This is a genomic window from Ruegeria sp. CDSC021, from assembly GCF_059610845.1.
The window spans coordinates 121,159-147,600 of record NZ_JBXWOK010000004.1 but is presented as its reverse complement, the minus strand read 5'-3'; the positions used below and the strand labels follow the sequence as shown (position 1 = coordinate 147,600).

The window sequence follows — 26,442 nt, the reverse complement described above, 5'->3', positions numbered from 1 at the left end:
GTCCGAAACGACCCGCCCTTTTCTTTTGCGGCCTGCAGCAGGTCGCCCTGCGGTCAGCTCCTCGCCACGTGCTCCCAAAAAGAAAGGCCCCGTCCTGATGACGAGGCCTTGGAATTGAAAGCGAACGGAACTTTAGCTGCAGTTCAACTGAACAGCAAATCCGGAACTGCGCTTTTCTGAACCTTTGCGATAAACGTCGCCGACAGGCAAGCAGCCAGTGAATTGTTCGGCGCCAGTACCAAAGTTTGCACCAATCGTATTCGGAACCCTGGTGCGGCTATTTTCGGTACGCACGACGCCGAAAAGCGTTCCGTTCACTTCAACAGTGCTCAGGAACAGGTTTGTATCTGAGCCAGAAACGACTACTGCGCTGGTATCGCTGCGCGCGCCATTTTCTATTGCAACACGTGCAATTTTACCCGGATCGGTCTCGTCCGTTGAAACTCGGACCGGGGGCAGCTCTGCCAACTCTGCCGGAACATTGGTGGACTCTGGAACAAACGCCGCCGCACCCGGCACTTCGCTGATGCTCCGCGGCTCACCATCAATGCCCGTAAAGCCAACACCCTCGCGGTTATAGGGGTCTTCACAGGCTGCGAGAGCCAGAATAGTTGCTGTGGATAACAAGATTTTTTTCATGACGGCCAACATTTTGGAACGGTTAGCTCAAGCGTAGTTGCAATACATTCCAAAAAGCAACCCAGCGGGCAAACGAATGCCTCGGCTGCTGATGCTTAGCTGCAACGGCCTCCAAGCGCGCTCCGGCTGCCTTGAGCCGATAGATTCAGGTATGAAACATCGTCGCGCAAACGAAAAAGGCCCTGTCGAAACAGGACCCTTGTCATTCTGTCCAAGCAGGACGGCAGATTACTTGATCTTGCCTTCCTTGTACTCGACATGCTTCCGAACGACCGGGTCGTATTTACGAACGGTCATTTTCTCGGTCATGGTGCGCGCGTTCTTTTTGGTCACATAGAAGTGGCCCGTGCCCGCGGTCGAGTTCAGACGGATCTTGATTGTCGTCGGCTTCGCCATGGTTATCTCCTGCGTCCGAAAAGGCAGGGGCCTTTCGGTTGAATTCCTATGAGCGTGCGCTTTTACCCGGTCATGCAGCCGAGTCAACCTGAATTCGGGTAGATCGGCGCAGATTTCATCAAAACACAAGATCGTCCCTGCCCCCAGCTTATCGCAGACCTTTACGCGGCCATTTCGGCCACAAGGGATGCCAGCTCAGCAGCCACAGCAAGACCTGTATCAAAGGATGACTCCAGCCGTGACCCACCTGTGGAACAACGCGATTCGTCTTAGCAATATTAACGCGCGGAGGGCCTGTAAGCCGGATCTTGTTCCAGGGTTGCCCCCTTCGATGACCATTCCTCTAGGCCGTGCATTGCTGCACGGCTCAAGCTGCCAACCCGGTCCCTCTCGGCCAAGACGCACTTAGCGGCGGTATCGGCGGACGCCGACCTGCCCGCGTGGGGACCCTATTTGGCATTGCTCCCGGTGGGGCTTGCCGTGCCACCCCTGTTGCCAGGGGCGCGGTGGGCTCTTACCCCACCGTTTCACCCTTACCATGCACGCATGGCGGTCTGATTTCTGTGGCGCTTTCCGTCGGGTTGCCCCGCCCGGGCGTTACCCGGCACCGTTGTCTTGTGGAGTCCGGACTTTCCTCTCGGGCTTACGCCCCAGCAGCCATCCGGCCCTCCGCGCGGAGACGTGGGTATGCGCAGTGTCAGGCCGCGTCAAGGGCCGATAGGGCGTTAAGGGGCAGCCCCTTCTTGGCCTGCGGTCAATTCAGCCCCGAGATATTTTTGGTCAGATGAAAAGCCGATCAGGTCCAGAGCGCCGCATGGCCGAGCGAGGTGAAATCCGCAGGTTCCAACGGGCCTTTGGCCCAAGGGCGGTATCTGAGACGCACGGTGGCAAGCAGCGTGTCGTCGTCCGTTTCGGGCGAAAAGCCCATCTGTTGCGCCAACGCACGGAACAGCGGCATCGAGGCCTCTTGCGGGCCATCATCCTGGCCACGTTGGCCAGCAAGATTGAGATGTTCGAGCCGTTGCCAGGGAAAGCGAGGGCCGGGGTCGACCTTGCGCCCCGGAGCCATGTCGGAATGGCCGATAACCCCGTCCGGTGCAATCGCCCATCGGGCCATGATACGGGCCAGAAGCCACTCAAGCGTGGTCATCTGAGGTTCGGGAAAAGGATGGGTGCCAAGATTGTCCAGTTCTATCCCAATCGAACGCGAATTGATATCGGTTCGCCCGCGCCACTCTCCTGCCCCGGCGTGCCAGGCCCGGTCCTCTTCGCGCACCATTTGCCAAAGCGTGCCATCGGAACCGATCAGGTAATGCGCAGAGACTTCGAAGGCCGGGTCACACAAGCGATCCAGCGCAGCCTGTGCACTGTCCATTGCGGTGTAGTGCAAAACGATCAATGACGGCGTCAGCCCATCCCGGCGATCTCCGAAATTGGGGGATGGGTGCCAGATGGGCTTTGGATCAGTTGTTGACGGCACTGCGGAACGGGCTGGGATCCCAGCCGCAAGCATATCCGTCGCCATCAGGGTCCAGCCCCTTGCGGTCCTTCTGGGGACCGCCATTTGACAGGAACTCGATCTGCGCCTGGTCCGCCGATGGGAATTTCGCGCAATTCCGCTGTGCCTTGGCCTGCAGGTTGAACCCTGCACGGCTGTAAAGCTGGGCACCGACCGGATTGGATGTGCTCAGCGCGTATTGGACGATGTTTGGCTGACCATCCGCTCCGCGTTGCGGAACCGCGGTTGGGGCGACAACCTCATAGGTTTGGCTGTTCTGTTCGATTCGAGCAGCATCGGTTTCGATACTGCGACGTTCAGAAACCGCAGCAAAATCCTGTTCGTCAGAGATGCCGCTGTTGCTCGCAGTCGGCACCGATGCTGAAGCGGCGGCCGCCTGCGTCGAGGTGCTTGCAAGCGCTGCAGCAGTGGCCGTGGCCAGGTCAGCGCCATCCACGCCGGATGTTGGCGAGCCCAAGGGTTGCTGCGAGACCTCATAGGGTTCCGGCAGAGGGCTTCCAGTGCCGCCCTGCCCTGCCAGCTCAGCTTCTCTTTGCGCCTGATAAGTCGGGGTGTTGAACCCTGTACCCTGAACCGGGGCCACCGTGTTACAGGCGGCCATCAACCCGATTGCCGGGATCAGAATCGAAAAGCGCATCCAGCTGCTCCGTTCTACGTTGTCTTGTTGATCAGAGGATTACCACCATTTCCCCGGCTTGGCCACAAAGCCCGCAGCGCTTTCCAGCGCATAGGCCGTGTTCAGCAAATCGCCTTCGTCCCATGGACGGCCAATCAGCTGCAGACCAAGCGGCAAACCCTGAGAATCAAGACCTGCAGGAACCGATATGCCCGGCAAACCAGCAAGGTTGACCGTCACGGTAAAGACGTCGTTCAGATACATCTGAACCGGATCCGCCTCGGTCATTTCACCCAGACCGAACGACGCCGAAGGCGTGGCCGGGGTCAGGATGGCGTCAACACCGGCGGCGAAAACGTCCTCGAAATCTTTCTTGATCAACGTGCGGACCTTGCGGGCGCGGTTGTAATAGGCGTCATAGAAACCCGCCGACAGAACATATGTCCCGACCATCACCCGGCGCTGCACCTCGTGACCAAAGCCCTCGGCGCGGGTCTTTTCGTACATCTCGGTGATGCCGTCGCCCTGCCCCAACTGCGCGCGGCGGCCATAGCGGACACCATCATAGCGCGCCAGGTTCGAGGACGCCTCGGCAGGCGCAATCACGTAATAGGCGGGCAGCGCGTATTTGGTATGCGGCAGCGAAATGTCGACGATCTCGGCCCCTGCGACCTTCAGCATCGCCGCGCCATCTGCCCAGAGTTTTTCGATCTCGGCGGGCATGCCGTCCATCCGGTATTCCTTGGGGATACCGATCTTCTTGCCCTTGATGTCGCCGGTCAGCATGGCCTCGAAATTCGGGACGGCCAACTCGGCGCTGGTGGAATCCTTGGGGTCATGACCGCACATGGTTTCCAGCATGATCGCCGCGTCGCGGACATTCTTGGTCATCGGCCCGGCCTGATCCAGTGAGGATGCAAAGGCCACTATGCCCCAGCGCGAACACCGGCCATAGGTCGGCTTGATGCCAGTAATCCCGACAAAAGCCGCTGGTTGACGGATCGAACCGCCAGTATCGGTGCCAGTGGCGGCCAGACACAGATCAGCCGACACCGCCGAAGCCGATCCGCCGGAGGACCCGCCCGGTGTCAGCTGTGCGTCGTCATTGCCACGGCGCCACGGGCTGACCGCATTGCCATAGACCGAAGTTTCGTTGCTGCTGCCCATGGCAAACTCGTCCATGTTCAGCTTGCCCAGCATCACGGCACCCGCATCGGCCAGTTGCTGCGAAACGGTAGATTCGTATTCAGGTTTGAAGCCTTCAAGAATCTTTGAGGCTGCCTGCGAGGGCACGCCCTTGGTGCAGAATAGGTCCTTGATGCCGATCGGCAGACCACACATCGACGGCGCATCACCCGCTTTGATGCGCGCGTCCGCTGCCTTGGCACGTTCTATCGCGATCTCGGGGGTTTTATGAACAAAAGCGTTCAGCGCATCTGCTGCATCAATGGCGGTCAAGCAGGCTTCGGTCAGCTCGACCGAGGTGACATCACCGGCACGCAGCGCGTCGCGGGCTTCGGCCAGGCCCAGTTTGTTCAGATCGCTCATGTCTTACTCCACCACTTTGGGGACTGCGAAAAAACCTTCGCGTGCGTCGGGGGCATTGGCCAGAACCTTGTCCTGCTGGTTGCCGTCGGTGACCACATCCTGGCGGCGCTTCAGGCGCATCGGTTCGACCGAAACCATCGGCTCGACACCGTCGACATCCACTTCATTCAACTGTTCGATGAACCCAAGAATGGTGTTGAACTCGGATGCCAGCGCAGGCAGCGCGTCATCCTCGACCTTGATCCGGGCCAGTTTGGCCACCTTTGCGGCGGTGCTTTGGTCAATCGACATCGGAAAACCTCATATGCGTCAGGGGGCATTTACCTGTCTGATGCCTCGGTCGCAAGGGTAGCAGGCGGTTGTTCTGCCCCTTCTATGCAAGGAGGCGGCTTAGCCATACAAAAATGCATAGCGCCTATGCACAAAAGTAAACCAATTAGTTCAGAATCCGCCTTGAAAAAGTGAACTGCGCCGTTCACTTCTTACAGCATGGCACAGCCACTAACTGGAGTAAGATGATGAAAACGCTCATGACCGCATTTGTGTTGGCCACTACTGTTCTTGCTACGCAAGCTCAGGCATTCGGACCCACCATGGGTTCGCTAACCCGCGACCTGTCTTTCCCCGATCAGGTTTCCGAACCAGTTACACAGGACAAAACGAAGCTGGGTAACTGACGCCACAACTTCGTCCGGGTCGGATCCCCCTCTCCGACCCGGAATTTCGCATTTGACTGCTGCGTTTGATTTGCCGACTCGCTACGATGCGTCCGAACACACCGCCGGATTTCCGGCAAGCCCACGGAGCATAGAATGAGCGCGCGAAAACAGGCAGTCCTGGACGCAATCGACGCAGCCAACACCCAAGATCCAACCTTAGAGAACGGCCAACCCGCAGCGTTGCTTTACGGACAACGCATGAGCGCTGAACTGGCCAGGCTTTTTCCCGATGCATCGAACTCGCTTGAGATCGCCGCACGCGGGCAACATGTTGAACGCTGGAAGCTGGCCCGAAGTGAATATCCCGAAGGGCGCGCCGGGTATCTGGCTTGGCGCAAGGCGCAGGGCGAACACCATGCGCAAACCGTCATGACCTTGATGAAGCAGTGCGGATTTGAAGAAAACGAAATCCAAGACGCCGGACGCATGGTGCGCAAGCAGGGTATCAAACGTGACAACGAGGTACAGGCGCTGGAAGATGTGGCCTGTTTTGTGTTCCTCAAATGGTATTTCGCTCCCTTCGCCGCAAAGCACTCGCAGGAAAAAATCCTCAGCATTGTCGAGAAAACCGCGCGTAAGATGTCATCCGATGCACGCACCAGGGTTCTGGCCGAATTTGACCTGCCGACAGAACTGGCTGCTGCGTTTCAGGCCTGAGATGCACGGCTTAGGTGCCTGCGGTAGACCTCGATCATCCAGCCCAACATCGTGGCGTTCAGGATGTGCCACAGAAAATGCGTGCCAGTCGGGAACTGCGTGCAAATCGGTGCGTCCAAAGCGCGAAAGGTAATTGACACGATCAGGATCACTGCGCCGGTCGCCAGCCCGCGGGCGGTATCAGGCAGGCATTTCGACAACAGGACGGCGTAAATCAGGATCAATAGCGGCACCGGAGCATAGGCGGCCGATCCGCCCAGACCCGGAATCAGTTGGAACACCGGAATCGTCAAAGCGGCATATGGCACAAACAGGGCCGCGCCGATCCCCGCGTAAAGCGGCCGCAACTGCCAGACGTCGCGATTCGTTGCAAAAATATAGGTCAGGATAAAAAGCAGGATGGGTGCTGTATCCGCCAACGCGGACCAGACCTGTGCATGGGTGTGAAACAAATAACTGCCAATTCCGATGCCGACCAGGATAACCACAAGCATTTTTGCCAATGGCATCCCCGGCCCGCGCACCCGCCGCCACATAATGAAAGCCGCAATCAAAAAGGCGGCATTCGTAACCGCATTTATCGGCTCTGCCCAATAGGCAGGCGATAAACGCTCGCAATAACTGTCAATTTCCCGAAACCAATCCATGAAATTTTACATACCCGATGCTAGTCTGCAGCCAACAGTTCATTTGGGAGTGCTTTTCATGAATATCATCTGGCTTGGGCATGGCAGCTTTCGCATTGAAACAGCAGGACAGGTTCTTCTGATCGACCCTTGGCTGACCGGCAACCCCGTTTTGCCTGAAGATCAGCATGACGCTGCTTTGGAAGACGCGACACATATCCTGCTGACACACACGCATTTCGATCATGTTGTTGACGTTGTCTCATTGGCCAAACATCTGAACGTCCCCGTGGTCGGTCAGTATGACCTAATGGGGTACTGGAGCGAAGCCGAGGGTCTGGAAACAGTCGGCTTCAACAAAGGCGGCACGGTCAACCTGAACGGTGTTATGGTCTCGATGGTACCCGCCTCGCACAGCTCGACATTTTCGACCCCAGACGGGCTGCGAACCGGCGGCAGCGAGGTCGGTTTCATGATCTCATCCGAGGGGCACATGCTCTATGTTTCGGGCGACACCGATATCATGGCCGATATGGACTGGATGGGGGATTACTATAATCCCGATATTGGTATCCTGTCCGCAGGGGGCCACTTTACCATGGACATGAGAGGCGCCGCCTATGCTGCAAAGCGCTATTTCAATTTCAAAACCGTGATTCCCTGCCATTACAAGACCTTCCCGATTCTGGAACAATCCGCGCAGGTGCTGGCGGACGGTTTGCCGGGTGTCGAGGTGATCGAACCGCAGCTGATGCAAGCCATCAAGCTGTAGCCGCTTGATGAGTAACGCGGTAACACCCTCTCCAGAACTGGTCGCTGTCATACGGCGCTGGAATGATGCGGTTCGCCTCAAGGATCGCGCCGCGCTGATGAACCTGCTCTCGTCATCTGAACATCTGCGGTATCAGGGGTCGGCAGATGGCGAAAGCTGGTCCGGACAGGTGTTCCGCCAGGGCTTTGCCGACCACACCCGCGAAATTCCGGATTTCAGCTGGGACGAACATTCGCTCGAGGCGTTTGAATGCGGTGACATAGGATGGGCCCATTGCGAAGCAACACTTGCATTCACATCAAACGGCAAAGCCACACTCCATAGGTTCACCTTTGTATTGCATCTGGAAAACGGTGTCTGGAAGATGATCCAGATGCATGTCTCCAACCCGACTTCGAACATGGAGAAAATCGGGATCGAGCATGAAGCGCTGAACGCATTGATCGCGGCAGCTCGGCAGGAATTCACTCAGGATCAACAAGAGGGCGCGGCATCGGTCATGTTTACTGATATCGCGGGTTCTTCTGAAATTACGCGTAAGGTCGGAGATCACAAATGGACCGCGCTCATATCCAGCCATTTCGATCTGGCTGAAAATCTGATTCACACCCATGGCGGCCGACTGGTCAAATCACTTGGGGATGGCACGATGTCGATCTTCTCCTCTGTCCACGACGCGATCCAAGCGGCAACCGAATTCCAGAGGGAAAATGCGGCCCTACAGTCGGATATACCCTTGGGTCTTCGGGTTGGCATTCATACCGGCGATGTCATTCAGCGGGACGAGGATTTCTTTGGATCAGTGGTCAATAAGGCCGCACGGGTGACTGGCCTTTGTGGCGCAAATGAAATTCTTGTCACCGACGTTACCCGATTGCTGCTGGGCGCGACCGCCGGGCTGCAGTTCAGCGCTCCGATTTCGGCTCAACTAAAGGGGTTCGGTGGTCCACAGACGGTCTATCGCGTGGACTGGGCCAAACCCTAGCACCGCAGGCCGGTGGTCCCAACCCAGATTATTTACTGGCCCTCTTTTTGGTGAAGAATTCGCGCAGCAGGGCTTCGCAATCCTTGGCGGCAATACCGTCAAACACTTCGGGTTTATGGTGCGACTGTGGATGGGAAAACACACGCGCCCCGTGAGCTACCCCACCCGATTTGGGATCAGAGGCCCCGTAATAGATCCGCCGAACACGAGCGGCGGCCAAAGCCGCGGCGCACATCGCGCAGGGTTCCAGTGTGACATAGATGTCGTGGTCAATCAGGCGTTCCGATCCGGTCGCAGCACAGGCGACGCGCAGGGCCAGAATCTCGGCATGTGCGGTTGGGTCGTTCAACTCGCGTGTCTGATTGCCTGCCACGGCGACAACCCGGTCGCCCAGCACGATAGCAGCCCCTACCGGAACTTCGCCGCGTTCACCGGCTTCGCGCGCCTGCTCAAGCGCGATATCCATGTACGATCTGAACTCCATGCCTCTGACTGCATCAGAAACCTGCCTTTCGCAAGGCGGCGGGATGCGCTATGGGCTGCAAATGACTAATACCCCTCCTCCAGGCGACCGGATCGCCAAAGTCCTTGCCCGCGCTGGCGTCGCCTCGCGCCGGGAAGCGGAACGCATGATCGAAGCAGGTCGTGTGGTTGTGAACGGCAAGACCATCGACAGCCCCGCGCTGAACGTTACCGCCAAAGACAAGATCACCGTCGACGGCAAGCCGGTGTCCGAGCCGGAACCGTCACGTCTTTGGCTGTACCACAAGCCACCCGGTCTGGTTACGACGACGAAGGACGAAAAAGGCCGCGCGACGATCTTCGACAAGTTGCCCGAGGACATGCCCCGCGTCATGAGCGTCGGGCGGCTTGACCTGAACTCGGAAGGGTTGCTGTTGCTGACAAATGATGGCGGCATCAAGCGCAAGCTGGAACTGCCTGCCACCGGATGGCTGCGCAGATACCGCGTCCGTGTAAACGGGCGTCCAAAAGACGAGGATTTCGCGCCGCTCCGAAAGGGGCTGGTGATCGAGGGTGAACGGTTCCAACCGATGGAAGTAACACTCGATCGGCAACAGGGTGCAAACGCCTGGCTGACCATTGGCCTGCGCGAAGGTAAAAACCGCGAAATCCGCCGCGCGATCGAGGATATCGGCTTTGCCGTGAACCGGTTGCTGCGCGTCTCGTACGGCCCGTTTCAGTTGGGCAAACTGAAACCCGGAGAGGTCGAGGAAATTCGCCGCCGGGTCATGCGTGATCAGCTTGGTCTTGAGGCTGAGCCCGAGGCTCCGGCCAAACGCCCTGCACGGCCACAGCGCAAACGGCCTCCGATCGGCAAGAAATCTCGCAAATGATAAGGGTTAGGTAACCTTCCCCCTAGCGCCGGGGCCGCGCATCCCCTAAGTTTTCCGCAAAGAGAAACTCAGGGAGCATCATGTCCGGGTCCGGAGTACAAAAACTGGCTTACGTGGCCTTATTGGTTCTGTTGTTCGGCGTCTGCACCGGGTTACTGGGAGGGCTGTAAGCACATGGCCAAACGCTTTGGCGGCAAATACAGCCCAAACGACTCAGATTCGTCGACAGATCAACCGGCGCGCGGTCAGTTTGATGGCGCGCGCGTAGAACCAGCTGGAGCACGGGCTAATATCCTGTTTATCCCGGCTGTTCCATTGGTGTTTCTGTCGCTGAACGACGGTGCAATCGGGATGACCATTGGCCTGATTGCCGCTGGTTTGCTGACCGGGGCGGCCTTTCTGCTGCGCGAAGGGTTGCGGGCCGAAGCGGCCTATAACGCGCGGCGCACAGCCCGGCGCCCGGCAATTCCCCGCAAGATATTTTCCAGCGTTCTGACCGGCCTTGGGGCTGGATTGGCCTCATACCGATCCGAGTTTCTCGATGCGGCAACCGTGTCTGACGCCAGCCTCATCGCCCCAGTTTTATTCGGCACCGCCGCTGCTGTGTTGCATTCCGTTTCCTTCGGCCTGGACCCTATGTCAGACAAAGGCATGGAAGGCATCGATACCTTTCAGCAGGACCGTGTCGCACGGGTAGTCGAAGACGCTGAGGCGCATCTGACCGAAATGACCGACGCCATCAAACGTGCTGGGGACCGCCGGATCGAAGCGCGGGTCGAGCGATTTCAGGAAACTGCCCGCGATTTGTTTCGCACCGTCGAAGAAGATCCGCGCGATCTGGCCGGAGCAAGAAAATACCTGACCGTCTATCTGCAGGGTGCCCGTGACGCGACGGTCAAGTTCTCGGATGTTTATGCGAGAACACGTGATGCACAGTCGCTGCAGAATTACTCGTCTCTACTGGATGACCTGGAACAGAATTTCTCTGCCAGGACCCGTAAGATGCTATTGGATGACCGCAGCGATCTGACGGTTGAAATTGACGTGCTGCGCGAACGGTTGCAGCGCGAAGGCGTTCGGTTGGACTGACCGGCCCGAAGTATACAGAGAGGATTACCCCATGTCCGAGGAAGTAAAGAACAAGGCAGTCGAAGCCGAAACGCTGCTACAGGAAGTGACCGCCGTCGCCCTGCCCGACCCCACGGCGGAAATTGTCCTTCTGAAAGAGGCCGACGAGCCTGTAGGTGCTGAAATTCGTAAACGCATGGGCGAGATCGACATGGGGAACACGAATTCCATCGTGTCCTTCGGCTCGGGTGCGCAGGCCGAGTTGCAGGAAATCAGCCAGGCGATGCTGGCGGATGTACGTAACAAAGATGTCGGTCCGGCAGGTGACAGCCTGCGTAATATCGTGACCACGATCCGTGGTTTCTCGGTCAGCGAACTCGACGTGCGGCGCGAGCGTAGCTGGTGGGAAAAACTGCTGGGCAAGGCCGCCCCGTTCGCCAAGTTCACCGCCCAATACGAACAGGTTCAAGGCCAGATCGACCGGATCACGGATGACTTGCTTTCGCATGAACATACGCTGTTGAAGGACATCAAGTCCCTGGACATCCTGTATGAAAAGACGCTGGGCTTTTATGATGAGCTGGCGCTTTACATCGCGGCCGGCGAAGAGAAGCTGAACGAACTGGACAGTCAGGACATTCCTCAGAAAGAGGCCGAGGTTCAGGCCGCTCCCGAAGAGGATCAGGTGATGAAAGCGCAGGAGCTGCGCGATTTGCGTGCTGCGCGCGATGATCTGGAACGCCGGGTGCATGACCTGAAGCTGACGCGGCAGGTCACCATGCAGTCGCTGCCCTCGATCCGTCTGGTTCAGGAAAATGACAAATCCCTGGTGACCAAGATCAACTCGACCCTGGTGAACACCGTGCCACTCTGGGAAACCCAGCTGGCACAAGCCGTCACCATTCAGCGCAGCGCCGAGGCCGCCGCCGCCGTGCGCGATGCGAATGACCTAACCAACGACCTTCTGACTGCGAATGCCGCCAACCTGCGCGAGTCGAACAAGGTGATCCGTCAGGAAATGGAGCGCGGTGTCTTTGATATCGAGGCCGTAAAACAGGCCAATGCCGATCTGATCGGAACCATCAATGAAAGCCTGGAGATTGCGGATGAAGGCAAGGCCAAACGCGCCGCTGCCGAGCAAGAGCTGCAGAAGATGGAAACCGAACTGCGCGACACTTTGGCCGCAGCCAAAGCGCGCAAGGACGGTATCGGTGACAACGCCGGAACAGCTGTTCCGGGCTGATGGTGGATTGAAGGTGCGGTCACAGGGATATCTGAAGCCTGTATTGGGTCTGGTCGCATTGCTGGCGCTGGCCAACTGCGACGAGGCCCTGACGTCTTCGGTTGCCCCTCAACCGCGCCCCGTAGCCCCCCCAGCGCCTGCCCCTAATGCCTATGTACCTCCATCTGCGGCCAGTCAGGATCTTGCGCGGTTCTATCAGCGGGTAGAACGTGACCTGCTAACGCGTGGTATGCTGCGCAGCGATGGCGGCGGGCCGGACACACCCTATGATGCCAGCGATCTGGAGCGGAATTTCGAGACGATTGCCTTTTTCAACGAGTATCCAGATCACGCCGTCACCGCGACCACATACTCGACCGAGGGCCAGCTTAGCCGATGGTCCGCCCCTATCCGTGTTCAGACAGAATTCGCCCCGTCTGTGTCCCCCGAAATGCGGGCAAAGGATGCCGAACAGGTCGAGATCTTTACCGCGCGGCTGTCCAAAGTGACCGGCCATCCGATGTCTGTCGTTACCCGCAAGGCAAATTTCCATGTCTTTTTCGCGGGAAAGGATGACAGTGCATACGTGGTCTCCCGCCTGAAACAGCTTGTGCCCGGTATCGATCAGCCTTTGCTAGACCTGGTTGCAAACCCGCGTTCAAATATTGACTGTTTTGTCATCGCGTCTCCGACCAACCGGTCCCTGCACCGGTTTGTTCGGGCGGTGGTGCTGATCCGTGCTGAATTGCCTGATATGCTGCGGCGCAGTTGCATCCACGAAGAAATGGCGCAGGGGCTGGGACTCTCCAATGACAGCAACGCTGCGCGACCCTCCATCTTTAATGATGACGATGAATTTGCGCTGCTGACCAGCCATGACGAGAAATTACTGACAATGCTCTATGACCCGCGTCTTGAGCCTGGCGTGGCTGTCGAAGACGCGCGTCCCGTGGTGCGGATCATTGCGCGCGAACTGATGGGCCAGCAGCTGTGAGCCCAAGATAAGGAGACCCCAAATGGGTATTTTCGATTTTCTGACCGGCGAGTTCATCGACGTCATCCACTGGGTCGACGACACCCGCGATACGATGGTCTGGCGGTTCGAACGCGAGGGCCATGCGATCAAATACGGCGCCAAACTGACCGTGCGCGAAGGCCAGGCGGCCGTTTTCGTGCATGAGGGGCAGCTGGCGGATGTCTTCACTCCTGGTCTCTATATGCTCGAGACCAACAATATGCCGATCCTGACGACACTGCAGCATTGGGACCATGGCTTTCAGTCTCCGTTCAAATCCGAGATTTATTTCGTCAACACGACTCGCTTCAATGACCTGAAATGGGGCACCAAGAATCCGATCATGCTGCGCGATCCGGAATTCGGACCGACCCGCATTCGCGCTTTCGGTACTTATACAACCCGGGTCAAAGACCCAGCAAAATTCATGATCGAAATCGTCGGCACCGATGGTGAGTTCACGATGGACGAGATCAGCTTTCAGGTGCGCAATATCATCGTTCAGGAATTCAGCCGGGTCATCGCAGGATCAGGCATTCCGGTTCTGGACATGGCCGCCAATACCGCCGATCTGGGCAAGTTGATCGCGGCAGAAGTGACCCCGGTCTTGGACGGGTACGGGCTGGAGATGCCTGAATTTTATATCGAGAACATCTCACTGCCACCCGCAGTTGAAGCGGCGCTGGACAAGCGGACATCGATGGGGCTGGCTGGTGATCTGGGTAAATTCACCCAGTATTCAGCCGCTGAGGCGATGACAGCCGCGGCCAACAATCCCGGTCAGGGCGGTGGCATGGGCGCTGGCCTTGGCATGGGAATGGGCATGGCCATGGCACAGCAGATGTCGAACATGGCAGCGGGTCAGCCGAGCGGTCCGTGGGGCGGTTCCGCCCCCGCTGCCCAGCAACCTGCGGCGCATACGGCGCCTCCGCCGCCACCGCCAGTGGAACATGTCTGGCATATCGCCGTTGACGGGCAAACCAGCGGGCCATTTTCCAAGGCCAAGATGGGCCGCATGGCGACAGACGGAGAGATCACACGAGACACCCATGTCTGGACCGCCGGTCAGGACGGCTGGAAAAAGGCGGGTGAGGTACAGGAACTGGCGCAGTTGTTCACGATCCTGCCGCCACCCCCGCCCGGAGCCTGAAGTGACGGAAAGCTTAGGCAGCAACGTTTAACGCGTATCCGCAACCTCTCTGAAAGAGCAAACGAATGTCTACTTTGGACCGCTACTCAAAGCCCCAAATCGTATTGCACTGGCTGATCGCTGTGATCATCATCGGCGAATGGATCAGCAGCGATGGCATGGGACGGGCCCTGCACGCCCGGCTCGAGGGCAACACGGTCTGGACAGAAGGGGCCACCCCTCATGTCTGGCTTGGCTGCATCGTCTTTGCGCTGATCCTGGTCCGCATCCTTCTACGGTGGCGACAGGGCGCGCCTGCCCCGGTTGAGGAGAGCTCGGCCCTGATGGCGACCGCAGCAAAGTTGGGACATCTCTTGCTTTATGCGCTGATGGTCGCGGTGCCAATCTTCGGCATGTTGGCCTGGTTCGGGGGTATCCATGTTGCTGGTGAGGTCCACGAAACCGTGGGCAATGCCCTGTTGTTCGTCGCATTAGGTCACGCTGCCTTTGCCATCTGGCATCATTTCATCAAACGGGACGGGGTGCTGAACCGGATGCGCCTGTCCTCTGGCCGATAACGCAAATTCGAGACTTCAATGGCCCCTACCGACCCTAACATTGTAGACGAACACCGCTTTCCCTGCGATCAATGCGGGGCGGATTATCGGTTCAATCCCGGTGATGGTACGCTCACCTGTGACCATTGCGGTCACTCAGAGGCAATTGGCGCCGGACCGTGGGGCGGTTCCAGCCTGAAAGAGCTGGATTTCAACAGTGCGCTTTCGGATCAGCTGCCTGACGATGAGATCGAGGAAACGCGTGTTCTGACCTGCCCCAACTGTGCGGCTCAGGTTGAATTTGACCCGGCCACGCACGCAGCCGAATGCCCCTTTTGCGCAACCCCAGTAGTGACGGATACCGGCATCAGCCGTCACATCAAACCCCGCGGCGTGCTGCCCTTTGCGCTGGATGAACGCACTGCGCATAAGGCGATGGGAGACTGGCTGGGACGGTTATGGTTCGCCCCAAACGGGTTGAAGGATTATGCCCGCAAAGGGCGCAAGATGCAGGGTATCTATGTTCCATACTGGACCTTCGATGCGGATACGAAATCCACATATCGGGGCGAGCGCGGCATAGTTTACTATGAAACACGCAGCGTCATGCGCGATGGCAAGCGTGTACAGCAAAGGGTCGCCAAGGTGAGATGGTCCCCGAAATCGGGCCGGGTCGCACGGTTCTTTGATGACGTTCTGGTTTTGGCATCCCAGTCTTTGCCCAAGAAGTACACCGACGCGCTGGAACCCTGGGATTTACCCGCGTTGGAACCGTATCAGCCTGAGTACCTCGCCGGTTTTCGGGCCGAGGCCTATACAGTCGAATTGAATGACGGCTACACCGAAGCCCGCACACATATGTCCCGCGTGATAGAACGGGATGTACGCTTTGATATTGGTGGCGATCGGCAGCGCGTTCATGCGGTTGAGACCGATGTGCGGGATGTGACCTTCAAGCATGTCCTCCTGCCGATCTGGATGGCCGCCTACAAATATCGGGGGCAGACGTACAGGTTTGTAGTAAACGGCCGCACCGGGCGCGTTCAGGGGGAACGTCCCTGGTCAGCGCTCAAGATCTCTGTCGCCGTGTGCCTTGGCCTTTTGGTAGCTGCCGGTGTTGGTTACATGGTGGCAACCGGTCAGCAATGACGTGACCGGCTAACCGCATCAGCACTTGAACATCCGCCAGTCTGACCTCATCCTGCGCCCTGTCAACGCCGATGGGGAGGCCTGTGTGACACTATCCGCTCTGAACAGTCTACTGGATCAACGGCATTCCTGCCGCGCCTTCCTGTCTGACCCGGTGCCAAAGGATCAGATTAATCAGATCCTGACCAGCGCAGCCCGCGTTCCAAGCTGGTGCAATGCGCAGCCCTGGAACGTGACCATCACCAGCGGGCCAGAGACCGATAAGTTTCGGAAGGCTCTGCAGGATGAGGTAACCGCGGACACGCCATCCCCGGACCTGCCCTTTCCTGCCTCCTATTCGGGCATCTACCAGGAACGCCTCCGTGAATGCGGCTGGGCCCTTTACGAAGCCGTTGGCGTTGAACGCGGAGATCGCGCCGGGTCCACCCGGCAGATGATGGAGAATTTCGCCCTTTTCGGAGCGCCCCATTGTGCAATCATATCCAGCCCAACGGAACTCGGCGCTTATGGCGCGATGGATTGTGGTGGCTTTGTTACGGCCTTCACCCTAGCGGCGCAGGCTCTGGGCATAGCGACAATTCCGCAGGCCGCAGTGGCCAGCTATGGCCCTTTTCTGCACCGATATTTCAACATCCCGGATGACCGTCTGATCCTATGTGCGATCTCTTTCGGCTATGCAGACAAAGACCACCCGGCCAACAGGTTTAGAACCAGTCGCGCCGCGCCCGACGCGTTTGTCGAGTGGGTCGACTGACCATCAAATGGAGGAACCAAATGCGTGCGCTGTTGCAGAGGGTCTCGCTGGCAAAAGTCTCGGTCGAGGGTACGGTGATCGGACAAACCGGTCCGGGCCTGCTGATACTGGTTTGCGCGATGCAGGGGGATGACGACCAAAAGGCCGAACAGCTTGCTGCCAAGGTCTCAAAGCTGCGGATATTCAAGGATGAGGCCGGCAAGATGAACAGGTCGGTTCTGGATACGGGCGGCTCGGCCCTAGTAATCAGCCAGTTCACACTTGCCGCTGATACCTCGCGCGGGAACCGCCCGGGGTTTTCTGAAGCGGCACCGCCAGAGGTTGGAAAACGCTTGTATGAGGTTTTCGCGCATCGGCTAAGTGGTCTTGGCGTCCCTGTCGAAACCGGTCAATTCGGGGCGGATATGGCCGTCGAACTGGTCAATGACGGCCCGGTCACGATCTGGGTCGAAAGCTGATGGAGCAAAGGCAAAAGGCAACCCGAATATGGCAGGCCGGGGTTGACGCGGTTGGTGGATATGCGGCGACGTTATCCGCCTTGAACGATGTAGAGCAACCCAACCAAATTCTGGCTGTCGGCAAAGCTGCGGCGGCGATGACCCGCGCAGCGCTGGACCATTTCGGCCCCCTCCCCGCGCTAGTTGTCACCAAGGATGGCCACGGGGACGCCCTGCCTGACCATGTCAGGGTGATCGAGGCCTCTCATCCCGTTCCTGATATCCGCAGTCTGCAAGCGGGCCGCGCACTGCGTGAGATGGTCCAATCGATGGGATCATCTTCGCATTTGCTGCTGCTGGCTTCGGGCGGGGCCTCGTCTTTGGCTGAGGACCTTGTACCCGGCAATACGCTGGCGAATCTGGAGCAGTTGAACCGAAAACTGCTGTCGGAAGGGTTGAATATCTCTGAAATGAACGCCGAACGGCGCAAACTGTCCCAAATCAAAGGGTCTGGCCTGTTGGCCCAGTTCAAAGGAGCGAAGGCGACTGTTCTGGCGATTTCCGATGTGCCCGGCGATGACCTGAACGTTATCGGATCGGGCATTGGCGCACTTCCTGAGCCGCGCGATTTTCAGGGAGTTGCGCGCATCGTTGCATCGAACAAGCATGCCCGTGCTGCCGCCGCCCGACTGGCCATGGCCGAGGGCGCACCCGTTTTAGCGAATGAGGAATGCCTGCACGATGACCTGAAAAGCATAGCAGCCCGTTTGGGGCCACGGCTGCGCAATATGCCCGAAGGCGTCATGGTTTTCGGTGGAGAGCCAACTGTCGTGCTGCCCAGAAATCCAGGCAAGGGTGGGCGCAATCAGGCCCTCGCTTTAGCGTTGGCCAGAGAAATCGCGGGTATTGCTGGGCTGACGCTGCTTGTCGGGGGCACCGACGGCACCGACGGGCCGACCCAGGCCGCGGGGGCGATTGTTGACGGGACCATTTGGGGCGATGGTGCGGAAAAGGCGCTGCGGGATGCTGACAGCGGCAGCTATCTGGAACGCGCAAATGCTCTTTTCGTCACCGGGCCGACCGGAACCAACGTAATGGACCTTATTGTCGCAATCCGAAGCTGATTTGACGATTTTCACCTGCACCAAAACCCTTTTGGCCCCGAGACTGACTGAATGAATCCAGCCGACAATTCGCTACTCGACATCGAAGACCTGCCAGATGTCGGCATTCACATGCCGGATGGGTGCCGGCTTTCAGCCCGGATATGGAAGCCGTCGCATGCAGAAAGCCACCCTGTACCTGCCATTCTGGAGTTCCTGCCCTATCGCAAGCGCGACGGCACTGCGACACGAGACGCCCTGACCCATCCTTGGTTTGCCAAGCGCGGCTACGCCTGCATCCGCGTGGACATGCGCGGCAATGGTGACAGCGAAGGGCTGATGGAGGATGAGTATACCCAGCAGGAACTGGACGATGCAGTTGCAACTATCGAGTGGCTGGCGCAGCAACCGTGGTGCTCTGGTTCTGTAGGAATGATGGGGATCAGTTGGGGCGGATTCAATGCTTTGCAGGTGGCGGCACTACAGCCAGAGGCGCTGAAGGCGATTATCACGCTGTGCTCGACCGCCGACCGGTATGCGGACGACATCCACTACAAGGGTGGCTGCCTGCTGAACGAAAATCTCGGCTGGGGCGCGACCATGTGGTCTTATTCATCGCGCGCTCCCGATCCGGCCCTGCGTCCGAACTGGCGCGAGCTGTGGCTGGACCGCCTTGAGAACGAGCCCTTTCTGCCCTCTGTCTGGTTGCGCCATCAGACTCGGGATGCCTATTGGCGTCACGGGTCAGTCTGCGAGGATTTCAGCGCTATCCGGGCGGCGACTTTGGCTGTTGGCGGCTGGGGTGATGCCTATAAGAATACGGTGCCTTTATTGGTTGAACAGCTTGATTCTCCAGTCAAGGGGATCGTCGGACCATGGGTTCACAAGTATCCGCATTTTGCTGTTCCGGAGCCCCGAATCGGATTTCTGCAAGAGGCCCTGCGTTGGTGGGACCATTGGTTGAAAGGCCAGGATACTGGCGTCGACCAGGAACCCGACTATCGCGCCTATCTTATGGATGGGGTACGCCCCCAGCGCTGGTACAAGGAACGGCCCGGTTGCTGGATAACCGAGGATAAAGGCGCGACCTCGCATCTTCCTATTCAAACTCTGAATATTTCTAATGTTGGGCTGGACCAACCCGGACCGCTGGACACGTGCATCCGATCCCCCCAGACCTGCGGGATGGAAGGCGGAGAATACTGCGCCATCTGGTTGGGGCCGGATATGCCGGGCGATCAGCGTGTGGATGATGCATTTTCGGCCTGTTTCGACAGCGCCCCACTGGCCAATGATCTGAACATCGTGGGCGCGCCGCAAATATGCCTGCACATCAGTGCCGACCGTCCCCATGCCCAGATGGCAGTGCGCTTGAATCACGTCCATCCCGATGGGGCAACAACACGCATAACATACGGTGTCCTTAACCTGTGCCATCGCGATACCCATTCGCAACCGACCGAATTGGTCCCAGGCAAGGTATACGAGGTCACGCTGAATCTGGACCATATCGCTTATCGGGTGCCAAGGGGACACCGCTTGCGGATTGCGGTATCCAGCGCCTATTGGCCGCTGATCTGGCCTTCGCCCGAGTCTGCAGAACTTCATCTGACCGAGGGCCAAATCAAGCTGCCCATCCGTCACGCGGCTAGCGAGGCATATGTATTCCCCCCCCCGGATGCCGAGGCCGCACACGACATCACGACTGCCCGAGACAGCCGGAACTCTCGACAGGTCGAAACTGACATGAACTCGGGGGAAACTCATCTGATTATCGAAGATGACTTTGGCCTTGTTACGGACAACCACCACGGCCTGACACATGGCGGAACAGCCTTTGAACGTTGGTCGATTCGCCCTGATGACCCCTTATCTGCGCGCGGATATTGCCATTGGACACAAGAGATAATCCGTGACGGCACAGAGCTGCGTACAGAAACATCTTGCGAAATGTGGTCAGACGCCGGAAACTTCTACCTCTGTGCTGAACTCAAGGCATTTGAAAACGGCAGTTTGGTATTTTCAAAGACTAAGGAGGATACCGTACCGCGTAATCATATGTGAAATTCAAGCAGGTCTGAGCCGGACTTTTTTCTTGCTCGACCAACCGAATTGCGCCTAACTTGACTGGCGCGTCAATAAAAAAACCCGTCAGGGGCTGACGAGATAAATCACTGGGAGATATCTGAATGAACGAACAAATCACTCACATGGCCAAGCAGGTTACAGCTGGCAAGCTGACCCGCCGCGAATTTATGGGGAAAGCTGCAGCACTTGGTGTGTCTGCTGCGATGGCCAGCACAATGTTTGCCGATGCTGCACGCGCGGCTGGCCCGAAAAAGGGCGGTGATCTGAAATTTGGCCTGCAGGGCGGGGAATCCACCAACTCGCTTGACCCGGCCACCTATGCCAGCTCGGTTCCGTTCCAGAACGGCAAGCAGTTCGGCGACCAACTGGTCGAGGTTGCGCCCGATGGATCGATCGAACCGCGCCTTGCAGAAAGCGTCGAAGGCAGCGCGGATGCCAGGGTCTGGACCTTCAAACTGCGTCAGGGCGTGGAATTCCACAACGGCAAGACCATGACCAGCGAAGACGTGCTGAAAACCATGGAGCGTCACTCGAACGAGGATTCCCAGTCCGGTGCTCTGGGCATCATGCGCGGCATCGAATCGATGAAGGCTGATGGCGACAATTTCCAGGTTACGCTGAATGAACCAAATGCCGACCTGCCCTATCTGATGGCGGACTATCATCTGATCATCCAGCCGGATGGCGGCATGGAAGATCCGGGCGCAGGGGTTGGCACCGGCCCTTACCAAGTGGAAGTCAACGAACCCGGCGTGCGCCACGTGTTCAAGAAATTCGCCAACCACTGGAGCGATTACGGCAATTTCGACAGCGTCGAAGTGGTTGTTATCAATGACGCAACCGCCCGGACCGCCGCGCTGCAATCCGGTCAGGTCCACGCGATCAACCGGGTTGAGCCCAAGATTGCTGATCTGCTGGGTCGCGCACCGAACCTGACTGTGCATTCAACCGCAGGCCGTGGCCACTATGTGTTTATCATGCATTGCGACACGGCACCGTTTGATAACAATGAACTGCGTTTGGCCCTGAAACACGCGATTAACCGTCAGGATCTGGTCGACAAGGTTCTGCGTGGCTATGGCTCGATTGGGAATGACATGCCGATCAACGCGGCCTACCCGCTGTTTGACGGTTCGATCCCGCAGCGTGAATTCAGCATCGAAAAAGCAGCTGAGCATTACAAGAAGTCGGGTCATGACGGCTCGCCAATCATTCTGCAGGTCGCTGATGGCGCCTTCCCTGGTGCAGTGGACGCGGCCGCCCTGTTCCAGCAGACCGCGGCTCAGGCTGGTATCCCGCTGGAAATCAAGCGTGAACCCAACGATGGTTACTGGTCCGAGGTTTGGAACGTACAGCCGTTCTGCGCCTCGTACTGGGGTGGCCGTCCGGTGCAGGACCAGATGTATTCGACCGCGTATCTGTCGACCGCAGACTGGAACGACACGCGGTTCAAGGTTCCGGCCTTTGACGAGATGCTGTTTGCAGCCCGCGCCGAGCTGGACAATGACAAGCGCAAGGACATCTACAAACAGATGGGCATGATGGTCCGCGACGAAGGCGGCGTAATCTGCCCGATGTTCAATGATTTCGTCGAAGGTGTCAGCAATCAGCTGGAAGGTTGGGAAAGCGACCCGACCCAAGAGATGATGAACGGCAACATGTCCCGCAAGATGTGGTTCTCCTGATAAGGACCACGGATCATGCATCCTATCATCAAATTGGTTTCCCAGCGCCTTGCGCTGGGACTCCTATTGCTGTTTGGCGCTTCGGCCCTGATTTTTGGCCTGACCGAAGCCCTGCCCGGAGACGCCGCGCAAGCCGTCCTGGGACAGTCCGCAACTCCTGAGGCTCTTGCTAACTTACGTGAGGAAATGGGGCTGAACCGCCCTGCCCTGACCCGATACGCCGAATGGCTGGGCGGGATCGTTCAAGGCGATCTGGGCCAATCGATGACCAACAAACTGGATATCGCTGAAAGCATCGGCAAGCGCCTGGGCAACACGCTGTTCCTGGCTTGTGCCGCCGCCGTCGTCTCCGTACCACTCGCTATCTTCCTTGGCTTGTTGGCCGTCCGCTATCGCAACCGTATGCCGGACAAATTGATCTCGGCTGTGACCTTGACCACGGTTTCGATCCCCGAATTCCTGATCGGCTACGTGATTATCTATTTCGTTTCCGTAAAACTGGGCTGGTTTTCCTCGCTTGCGATGATCAACGATTCGATGTCCTTCGGCGAAAAGCTCTATGCAATCGCCTTGCCGGCCTTTGTGCTGACGCTGGTGGTATTGGCACAGATGATGCGGATGACCCGCGCCGCAATCCTAAACCTGATGCAGTCGGCCTATATCGAAACGGCTGAGCTGAAAGGTTTGTCCAGTTTTCAGGTCATCGCGCGACATGCCTTCCCCAACGCGATTTCGCCCATTGTCAACGTTGTTATGCTGAACCTGGCCTATCTGGTCGTGGGCGTCGTCGTGGTCGAAGTGGTGTTCGTTTACCCTGGCATGGGGCAATATCTTGTGGACTCGGTGACCAAGCGTGACGTGCCTGTGGTTCTGGCCTGCGGCGTTGTCTTCGCTGCGGTCTATATCGGGCTAAACATGGTTGCCGATATCGTGTCCATCCTTGCCAATCCAAGACTGAGGCACCCGAAATGATGAAGAATCTTCCTATTTCGGCCATGATCGGTCTGTTTTTCACCGGGCTGTACTTTTTCGTGGCGCTCGCGGCACCCCTGATCGCTCCTTACGGCATGGCTGAGGTGGTCGGTGATGTCTGGGAACCGTCCAGTGCCAAACACCTGTTGGGTACGGACAATATCGGGCGCGATCTGCTAACTCGCATGATCTATGGCGGGCGCACGACCATCTTTATCGCTGCTGCTGCCACAATCCTCAGCTTTGCCACCGGCACCACGCTGGGCTTGCTGGCCGCTGTTCTTGGTGGCTGGGCCGATCAGGTCCTCAGCCGAGCGGTTGACCTCGTCATGTCGATCCCGACACTGATCCTGGCGCTGGTCATTCTGGCGATTGTCCCGGTGACTGTCCCGATCCTGATCCTGGTGATGGGCCTGCTGGATGCCACACGCCCCTATCGCCTGTCGCGATCTGTCGCTGTGGATATCAATGTGATGGACTATGTTGAGGCTGCCAAGCTGCGCGGTGAGGGTCGTATCTGGATCATCTTCCGGGAAATCCTGCCCAATGCTCTGTCGCCTCTGGTGGCCGAGTTCGGATTGCGGTTCATCTTTATGGTTCTGTTTATCTCGACCCTCTCGTTCCTGGGTCTGGGCGTCCAACCGCCGCTGGCGGATTGGGGTGGAATCGTGAAGGAAAACAAAGACGGTATCGTCTATGGCATCGGCGCGGCGCTATATCCGGCTGTTGCCATCGCGACCCTCGCCATCTCGGTCAACCTTGTTGCTGACTGGGTCCTGAACCGTACCACATCGCTGAAAGGAGGCCGGGGATGAGTGATACCCTTCTCAAGGTCCGCGACCTCAAAATCGGCGCGACCGTCTATCCACCGGGTGAAAAACCCCATGATATCGAAATCGTGCACGGGGTCAGCTTTGACCTTGAACGCGGCAAGGTGTTGGGGCTGATCGGTGAATCCGGGGCCGGTAAATCCACCATTGGTCTGGCCTCAATGGCCTATGGCCGTGGTGGTGTTGAACTCACCGGCGGAGAGGTTTGGGTTAACGGGCGCGATATCCTGAAAACCCCGCATAGCGATATCCGTAATCTGCGCGGAGGCGAAGTAGCATATGTTTCGCAATCCGCTGCAGCATCGTTCAACCCAGCCAAGAAGATCATGGATCAGGTGATCGAAGCCGCGGTGGAGCACAAGAAGTTCTCGCGTAAAGAGGCCGAAGCCCGCGCGCGGGAACTGTTCGCCAAACTGGGGCTTCCCGATCCGGACAATATTGGTGATCGCTATCCGCACCAAGTTTCGGGCGGTCAGCTACAGCGGTGTATGACAGCACTGGCGCTTTGTCCTGAGCCTGATCTGGTGGTGTTCGACGAACCGACAACTGCGCTGGATGTAACCACCCAGATCGATGTTCTGATGGCCATTAAGGAAGCCATTCGTGATACCGGCGTTGCCGCGCTCTATATCACCCACGATCTGGCCGTCGTTGCACAAGTCAGCGACGACATCATGGTTCTGCGCATGGGTAACACGGTTGAGTACGGCAACACCGATCAGATCATCAACAACCCGCAGGAAGAGTATACCAAGGCGCTGGTCTCGGTCCGCTCCATCGAACATGAAGAAAAGAAGCCAACATCCGAACCAGTGCTGACAGTTGACGGGATCACTGCGCGCTATAAGGGGCTAAATTTCGACGTCCTGCACAACGTCAATGTCGAGCTCCATCCAGGCCAAACATTAGCGGTTGTGGGCGAATCCGGTTCTGGCAAGTCCACGCTGGCACGGGTGATCACCGGTCTGCTTCCGCCGCGCGATGGCGAGATCAATTTCGCCGGACGCAAGCTCAGTGGCGACCTGAAGGGCCGCAGCCGTGAAGACCTGCGTGAATTGCAGATGATCTATCAGATGGCAGACGTGGCAATGAACCCGCGTCAAACCGTTGGAACGATCATCGGGCGCCCGCTGGAGTTCTACTTCAACATGCGCGGCGCCGAAAAGCGCAAGCGGATCGTGGAACTGCTGGATGAGATCGAGCTGGGCGAGAAGTACATGGATCGCTATCCGGCGGAACTTTCTGGCGGCCAGAAACAGCGTGTTTGCATTGCGCGTTCATTGGCGGCCAAGCCTAAGATGATCATCTGTGATGAGGTCACCTCGGCGCTCGATCCGCTGGTGGCGGATGGTATCCTCAAACTGCTGCTGGACCTGCAGAAGATCGAGGATGTGGCCTATCTGTTCATCACCCACGATCTGGCAACGGTGCGCGCGATCAGCGACAGTATTGCGGTGATGTATCAGGGCCGAGTCGTCCGCTACGGCCCCAAGTCGCAGGTGCTGAGCCCACCGTTTGATGACTATACCGACCTACTGCTCAGCTCTGTCCCCGAAATGCATCTGGGCTGGCTGGAAGAGGTCGTCGCCCACCGCAAAATGGAAAGCGCCGGGAACTGATCCCGGCCCTTCCCGTAAGTTTATGAAATCCCGGCGCCATTCGATCAAGGTGTCGGGATTTTGCCATTCGGGGCGGGATCAGGCAGCCAGACCGCACCGAATCTTTTAGGGTCGGCTGAAGCAATCTGAAAAAGGGTCAGAGCATGGGCCGCAAACTTCTCCTCATCATTCTGGACGGTGTTCCATGGCGCAATTTCCGTCGCTTGTTCGGCAATCTGGAAGGCTGGGTCGACACCGGCGAGGCGCGCGTTTGGAAGAAGCGCGCTGTGCTACCGTCAATCTCGGCAAGCTGCTATGCCTCGATCCATACCGGTGTAACACCGCAGGAGCATGGCTGTACCGGCAATGGCAACGTGTTCCGCCTGAGTCAGAAGGACATCTTCAGCCAAGTGTGCGAAGCCGGCGGCGTGACTGGGGCTGTGGCCCACAGCTTCTGGTCGCAATTCTTTAATCGCCATCCATTCGACTATGTCCGCGATGTTGAATATGACGAGCCCAACAGCAAAACGATCAATCATGGTCGGTTCCACACGATGACAGGCTATGGCAAAGCCAACCAGATGACGCCCTGTGACGTCGATCTGTTCGCAACGCTGACCAATCTCTGCCTACGCCATGGCTTGGACTATGGATTGCTGCATACCAGCACTTTGGACAGCATGGGTCATAGGTTCTTTCATGAATGTGAAGAGATGGACCATGCCTGTTTCGTGATGGACGAAATGCTGGCCCCGTTTATCCCGCGCTGGCGGCAGTTGGGTTACGACGTCATCGTCACCGCAGATCACGGCCAGGACGATCGTGGCCATCACGGTGGGCGTGGCGCATTGCAGCAGGAAACCGCGCTGTATTACTTCGGTGACGCCGAAGGCCCCGATGCGGACGCTGTGATCGACCAGCTACAGCTGGCGCCCACGATTCTGGACCGTTTGGGTGCCCCGATTGCCGAGACCATGAAGGGTCAGCCCTTCTTGAAGTAGGG

At 58.0% G+C, this 26,442-nt stretch carries 27 protein-coding genes, 1 other RNA gene and 1 pseudogene; 20 read left to right on the top strand and 9 right to left on the bottom strand.

Annotated features, from left to right (window positions below; translation table 11 throughout):
- Window positions 1–132: 132 nt before the first annotated feature.
- The 7 genes from AC2FGB_RS09340 to gatC all read right to left on the bottom strand — a co-directional run bounded on the left by AC2FGB_RS09340 (window position 133) and on the right by gatC (window position 5,009).
- Window positions 133–639, bottom strand: a complete 507-nt coding sequence (locus tag AC2FGB_RS09340; protein WP_185956682.1) for a hypothetical protein — start codon at window positions 637–639, stop codon at window positions 133–135.
- 228 nt (window positions 640–867) lie between these two features.
- Window positions 868–1,035 carry a 50S ribosomal protein L33 gene (gene rpmG / locus AC2FGB_RS09335; protein WP_007799108.1) on the bottom strand — a complete coding sequence of 56 codons (168 nt, stop codon included), beginning with the start codon at window positions 1,033–1,035 and terminating at the stop codon, window positions 868–870.
- Window positions 1,036–1,316: 281 nt separating this feature from the next.
- An RNA gene (rnpB, locus tag AC2FGB_RS09330) (RNase P RNA component class A) lies at window positions 1,317–1,708 on the bottom strand.
- A 123-nt stretch (window positions 1,709–1,831) separates the two neighbouring features.
- Entirely contained in the window at window positions 1,832–2,515 is a 684-nt protein-coding gene (locus AC2FGB_RS09325; RefSeq protein WP_496693845.1) for an N-acetylmuramoyl-L-alanine amidase, read from the bottom strand.
- Window positions 2,499–3,191, bottom strand: a complete 693-nt coding sequence (locus AC2FGB_RS09320) for a hypothetical protein (RefSeq protein WP_281972717.1) — start codon at window positions 3,189–3,191, stop codon at window positions 2,499–2,501. Before AC2FGB_RS09320 ends, AC2FGB_RS09325 begins: the two co-directional genes overlap by 17 nt.
- A gap of 39 nt (window positions 3,192–3,230) precedes the next feature.
- On the bottom strand, window positions 3,231–4,718 hold the full coding sequence (gatA, locus tag AC2FGB_RS09315) for an Asp-tRNA(Asn)/Glu-tRNA(Gln) amidotransferase subunit GatA (protein ID WP_496693846.1): 1,488 nt from the start codon (window positions 4,716–4,718) through the stop codon (window positions 3,231–3,233).
- 3 nt (window positions 4,719–4,721) lie between these two features.
- A complete protein-coding gene (gene gatC / locus AC2FGB_RS09310; RefSeq protein WP_142636734.1) occupies window positions 4,722–5,009 on the bottom strand; it encodes an Asp-tRNA(Asn)/Glu-tRNA(Gln) amidotransferase subunit GatC in 288 nt (95 codons plus the stop codon).
- A gap of 227 nt (window positions 5,010–5,236) precedes the next feature.
- Between gatC and AC2FGB_RS09305 the strand changes: the two genes are divergently transcribed.
- Together AC2FGB_RS09305 and AC2FGB_RS09300 are read left to right on the top strand one after the other, a co-directional pair.
- Window positions 5,237–5,395, top strand: coding sequence for a hypothetical protein (locus tag AC2FGB_RS09305; RefSeq protein WP_185956681.1), 159 nt, complete (start codon window positions 5,237–5,239; stop codon window positions 5,393–5,395).
- Between the two features lie 135 nt (window positions 5,396–5,530).
- Window positions 5,531–6,094, top strand: coding sequence for a DUF4202 domain-containing protein (locus tag AC2FGB_RS09300; protein WP_496689663.1), 564 nt, complete (start codon window positions 5,531–5,533; stop codon window positions 6,092–6,094).
- On the opposite strand, the gene AC2FGB_RS09295 is transcribed toward AC2FGB_RS09300, so the two are convergent.
- Window positions 6,085–6,741 (bottom strand): ceramidase domain-containing protein, encoded by a 657-nt coding sequence (locus AC2FGB_RS09295; RefSeq protein WP_496693847.1) that lies wholly within the window; start codon window positions 6,739–6,741, stop codon window positions 6,085–6,087. The genes AC2FGB_RS09300 and AC2FGB_RS09295 overlap by 10 nt on opposite strands.
- A gap of 58 nt (window positions 6,742–6,799) precedes the next feature.
- Between AC2FGB_RS09295 and AC2FGB_RS09290 the strand changes: the two genes are divergently transcribed.
- Both AC2FGB_RS09290 and AC2FGB_RS09285 read left to right on the top strand, forming a co-directional pair.
- Entirely contained in the window at window positions 6,800–7,492 is a 693-nt protein-coding gene (locus AC2FGB_RS09290; RefSeq protein ID WP_496689661.1) for a metal-dependent hydrolase, read from the top strand.
- Between the two features lie 7 nt (window positions 7,493–7,499).
- Entirely contained in the window at window positions 7,500–8,477 is a 978-nt protein-coding gene (locus AC2FGB_RS09285) for a nuclear transport factor 2 family protein (RefSeq protein WP_496689659.1), read from the top strand.
- A gap of 28 nt (window positions 8,478–8,505) precedes the next feature.
- On the opposite strand, the gene AC2FGB_RS09280 is transcribed toward AC2FGB_RS09285, so the two are convergent.
- Window positions 8,506–8,961 carry a nucleoside deaminase gene (locus AC2FGB_RS09280; RefSeq protein ID WP_496693848.1) on the bottom strand — a complete coding sequence of 152 codons (456 nt, stop codon included), beginning with the start codon at window positions 8,959–8,961 and terminating at the stop codon, window positions 8,506–8,508.
- A gap of 61 nt (window positions 8,962–9,022) precedes the next feature.
- On the opposite strand from AC2FGB_RS09280, the pseudogene AC2FGB_RS09275 reads away from it, so the two are divergent.
- The 16 genes and pseudogenes from AC2FGB_RS09275 to AC2FGB_RS09200 form a co-directional block, all read left to right on the top strand.
- A pseudogene (locus AC2FGB_RS09275) lies at window positions 9,023–9,829 on the top strand (pseudouridine synthase); the annotation flags it as partial.
- Window positions 9,830–10,006: 177 nt separating this feature from the next.
- On the top strand, window positions 10,007–10,921 hold the full coding sequence (locus AC2FGB_RS09270) for a 5-bromo-4-chloroindolyl phosphate hydrolysis family protein (protein WP_271949379.1): 915 nt from the start codon (window positions 10,007–10,009) through the stop codon (window positions 10,919–10,921).
- A gap of 31 nt (window positions 10,922–10,952) precedes the next feature.
- Complete coding sequence (locus tag AC2FGB_RS09265) at window positions 10,953–12,143, top strand: toxic anion resistance protein (RefSeq protein WP_496693849.1); 1,191 nt, start codon at window positions 10,953–10,955, stop codon at window positions 12,141–12,143.
- Window positions 12,112–13,116 carry a DUF2927 domain-containing protein gene (locus AC2FGB_RS09260; protein ID WP_496693850.1) on the top strand — a complete coding sequence of 335 codons (1,005 nt, stop codon included), beginning with the start codon at window positions 12,112–12,114 and terminating at the stop codon, window positions 13,114–13,116. Before AC2FGB_RS09265 ends, AC2FGB_RS09260 begins: the two co-directional genes overlap by 32 nt.
- Before the next feature lie 22 nt (window positions 13,117–13,138).
- Window positions 13,139–14,287 (top strand): SPFH domain-containing protein, encoded by a 1,149-nt coding sequence (locus AC2FGB_RS09255; RefSeq protein ID WP_281994943.1) that lies wholly within the window; start codon window positions 13,139–13,141, stop codon window positions 14,285–14,287.
- 65 nt (window positions 14,288–14,352) lie between these two features.
- On the top strand, window positions 14,353–14,844 hold the full coding sequence (locus AC2FGB_RS09250; protein ID WP_281994944.1) for a cytochrome b: 492 nt from the start codon (window positions 14,353–14,355) through the stop codon (window positions 14,842–14,844).
- An 18-nt stretch (window positions 14,845–14,862) separates the two neighbouring features.
- A complete protein-coding gene (locus tag AC2FGB_RS09245; RefSeq protein WP_281972708.1) occupies window positions 14,863–15,972 on the top strand; it encodes a TFIIB-type zinc finger domain-containing protein in 1,110 nt (369 codons plus the stop codon).
- A gap of 85 nt (window positions 15,973–16,057) precedes the next feature.
- A complete protein-coding gene (locus AC2FGB_RS09240; protein ID WP_496693851.1) occupies window positions 16,058–16,726 on the top strand; it encodes a nitroreductase in 669 nt (222 codons plus the stop codon).
- Window positions 16,727–16,746: 20 nt separating this feature from the next.
- Window positions 16,747–17,184, top strand: coding sequence for a D-aminoacyl-tRNA deacylase (gene dtd, locus AC2FGB_RS09235; protein ID WP_271949362.1), 438 nt, complete (start codon window positions 16,747–16,749; stop codon window positions 17,182–17,184).
- A complete protein-coding gene (locus tag AC2FGB_RS09230) occupies window positions 17,184–18,287 on the top strand; it encodes a DUF4147 domain-containing protein (RefSeq protein WP_496689652.1) in 1,104 nt (367 codons plus the stop codon). Before dtd ends, AC2FGB_RS09230 begins: the two co-directional genes overlap by 1 nt.
- 51 nt (window positions 18,288–18,338) lie before the next feature.
- Window positions 18,339–20,330 (top strand): CocE/NonD family hydrolase, encoded by a 1,992-nt coding sequence (locus AC2FGB_RS09225; protein WP_496693852.1) that lies wholly within the window; start codon window positions 18,339–18,341, stop codon window positions 20,328–20,330.
- Between the two features lie 125 nt (window positions 20,331–20,455).
- On the top strand, window positions 20,456–22,039 hold the full coding sequence (locus tag AC2FGB_RS09220) for an ABC transporter substrate-binding protein (RefSeq protein WP_142636703.1): 1,584 nt from the start codon (window positions 20,456–20,458) through the stop codon (window positions 22,037–22,039).
- Between the two features lie 15 nt (window positions 22,040–22,054).
- A complete protein-coding gene (locus AC2FGB_RS09215) occupies window positions 22,055–23,011 on the top strand; it encodes an ABC transporter permease (protein WP_142636701.1) in 957 nt (318 codons plus the stop codon).
- Window positions 23,011–23,826, top strand: coding sequence for an ABC transporter permease (locus AC2FGB_RS09210; RefSeq protein ID WP_142636698.1), 816 nt, complete (start codon window positions 23,011–23,013; stop codon window positions 23,824–23,826). Before AC2FGB_RS09215 ends, AC2FGB_RS09210 begins: the two co-directional genes overlap by 1 nt.
- Entirely contained in the window at window positions 23,823–25,460 is a 1,638-nt protein-coding gene (locus tag AC2FGB_RS09205) for an ABC transporter ATP-binding protein (RefSeq protein WP_142636696.1), read from the top strand. The genes AC2FGB_RS09210 and AC2FGB_RS09205 overlap by 4 nt, the downstream gene beginning before the upstream one ends.
- A 143-nt stretch (window positions 25,461–25,603) precedes the next feature.
- A complete protein-coding gene (locus tag AC2FGB_RS09200) occupies window positions 25,604–26,440 on the top strand; it encodes an alkaline phosphatase family protein (protein ID WP_496693853.1) in 837 nt (278 codons plus the stop codon).
- Window positions 26,441–26,442 lie beyond the last annotated feature (2 nt).

What these genes read in the sequence shown, in the direction of transcription:
- AC2FGB_RS09340 (WP_185956682.1), bottom strand. Translation starts at nt 639, where the DNA reads ATGAAAAAAATCTTGTTATCCACAGCAACTATTCTGGCTCTCGCAGCC.
- rpmG (WP_007799108.1), bottom strand. Translation starts at nt 1,035, where the DNA reads ATGGCGAAGCCGACGACAATCAAGATCCGTCTGAACTCGACCGCGGGC.
- AC2FGB_RS09320 (WP_281972717.1), bottom strand. Translation starts at nt 3,191, where the DNA reads ATGCGCTTTTCGATTCTGATCCCGGCAATCGGGTTGATGGCCGCCTGT.
- gatA (WP_496693846.1), bottom strand. Translation starts at nt 4,718, where the DNA reads ATGAGCGATCTGAACAAACTGGGCCTGGCCGAAGCCCGCGACGCGCTG.
- gatC (WP_142636734.1), bottom strand. Translation starts at nt 5,009, where the DNA reads ATGTCGATTGACCAAAGCACCGCCGCAAAGGTGGCCAAACTGGCCCGG.
- AC2FGB_RS09305 (WP_185956681.1), top strand. Translation starts at nt 5,237, where the DNA reads ATGAAAACGCTCATGACCGCATTTGTGTTGGCCACTACTGTTCTTGCT.
- AC2FGB_RS09300 (WP_496689663.1), top strand. Translation starts at nt 5,531, where the DNA reads ATGAGCGCGCGAAAACAGGCAGTCCTGGACGCAATCGACGCAGCCAAC.
- AC2FGB_RS09295 (WP_496693847.1), bottom strand. Translation starts at nt 6,741, where the DNA reads ATGGATTGGTTTCGGGAAATTGACAGTTATTGCGAGCGTTTATCGCCT.
- AC2FGB_RS09290 (WP_496689661.1), top strand. Translation starts at nt 6,800, where the DNA reads ATGAATATCATCTGGCTTGGGCATGGCAGCTTTCGCATTGAAACAGCA.
- AC2FGB_RS09285 (WP_496689659.1), top strand. Translation starts at nt 7,500, where the DNA reads ATGAGTAACGCGGTAACACCCTCTCCAGAACTGGTCGCTGTCATACGG.
- AC2FGB_RS09280 (WP_496693848.1), bottom strand. Translation starts at nt 8,961, where the DNA reads ATGGAGTTCAGATCGTACATGGATATCGCGCTTGAGCAGGCGCGCGAA.
- AC2FGB_RS09270 (WP_271949379.1), top strand. Translation starts at nt 10,007, where the DNA reads ATGGCCAAACGCTTTGGCGGCAAATACAGCCCAAACGACTCAGATTCG.
- AC2FGB_RS09265 (WP_496693849.1), top strand. Translation starts at nt 10,953, where the DNA reads ATGTCCGAGGAAGTAAAGAACAAGGCAGTCGAAGCCGAAACGCTGCTA.
- AC2FGB_RS09255 (WP_281994943.1), top strand. Translation starts at nt 13,139, where the DNA reads ATGGGTATTTTCGATTTTCTGACCGGCGAGTTCATCGACGTCATCCAC.
- AC2FGB_RS09250 (WP_281994944.1), top strand. Translation starts at nt 14,353, where the DNA reads ATGTCTACTTTGGACCGCTACTCAAAGCCCCAAATCGTATTGCACTGG.
- AC2FGB_RS09245 (WP_281972708.1), top strand. Translation starts at nt 14,863, where the DNA reads ATGGCCCCTACCGACCCTAACATTGTAGACGAACACCGCTTTCCCTGC.
- dtd (WP_271949362.1), top strand. Translation starts at nt 16,747, where the DNA reads ATGCGTGCGCTGTTGCAGAGGGTCTCGCTGGCAAAAGTCTCGGTCGAG.
- AC2FGB_RS09230 (WP_496689652.1), top strand. Translation starts at nt 17,184, where the DNA reads ATGGAGCAAAGGCAAAAGGCAACCCGAATATGGCAGGCCGGGGTTGAC.
- AC2FGB_RS09225 (WP_496693852.1), top strand. Translation starts at nt 18,339, where the DNA reads ATGAATCCAGCCGACAATTCGCTACTCGACATCGAAGACCTGCCAGAT.
- AC2FGB_RS09220 (WP_142636703.1), top strand. Translation starts at nt 20,456, where the DNA reads ATGAACGAACAAATCACTCACATGGCCAAGCAGGTTACAGCTGGCAAG.
- AC2FGB_RS09215 (WP_142636701.1), top strand. Translation starts at nt 22,055, where the DNA reads ATGCATCCTATCATCAAATTGGTTTCCCAGCGCCTTGCGCTGGGACTC.
- AC2FGB_RS09210 (WP_142636698.1), top strand. Translation starts at nt 23,011, where the DNA reads ATGAAGAATCTTCCTATTTCGGCCATGATCGGTCTGTTTTTCACCGGG.
- AC2FGB_RS09205 (WP_142636696.1), top strand. Translation starts at nt 23,823, where the DNA reads ATGAGTGATACCCTTCTCAAGGTCCGCGACCTCAAAATCGGCGCGACC.
- AC2FGB_RS09200 (WP_496693853.1), top strand. Translation starts at nt 25,604, where the DNA reads ATGGGCCGCAAACTTCTCCTCATCATTCTGGACGGTGTTCCATGGCGC.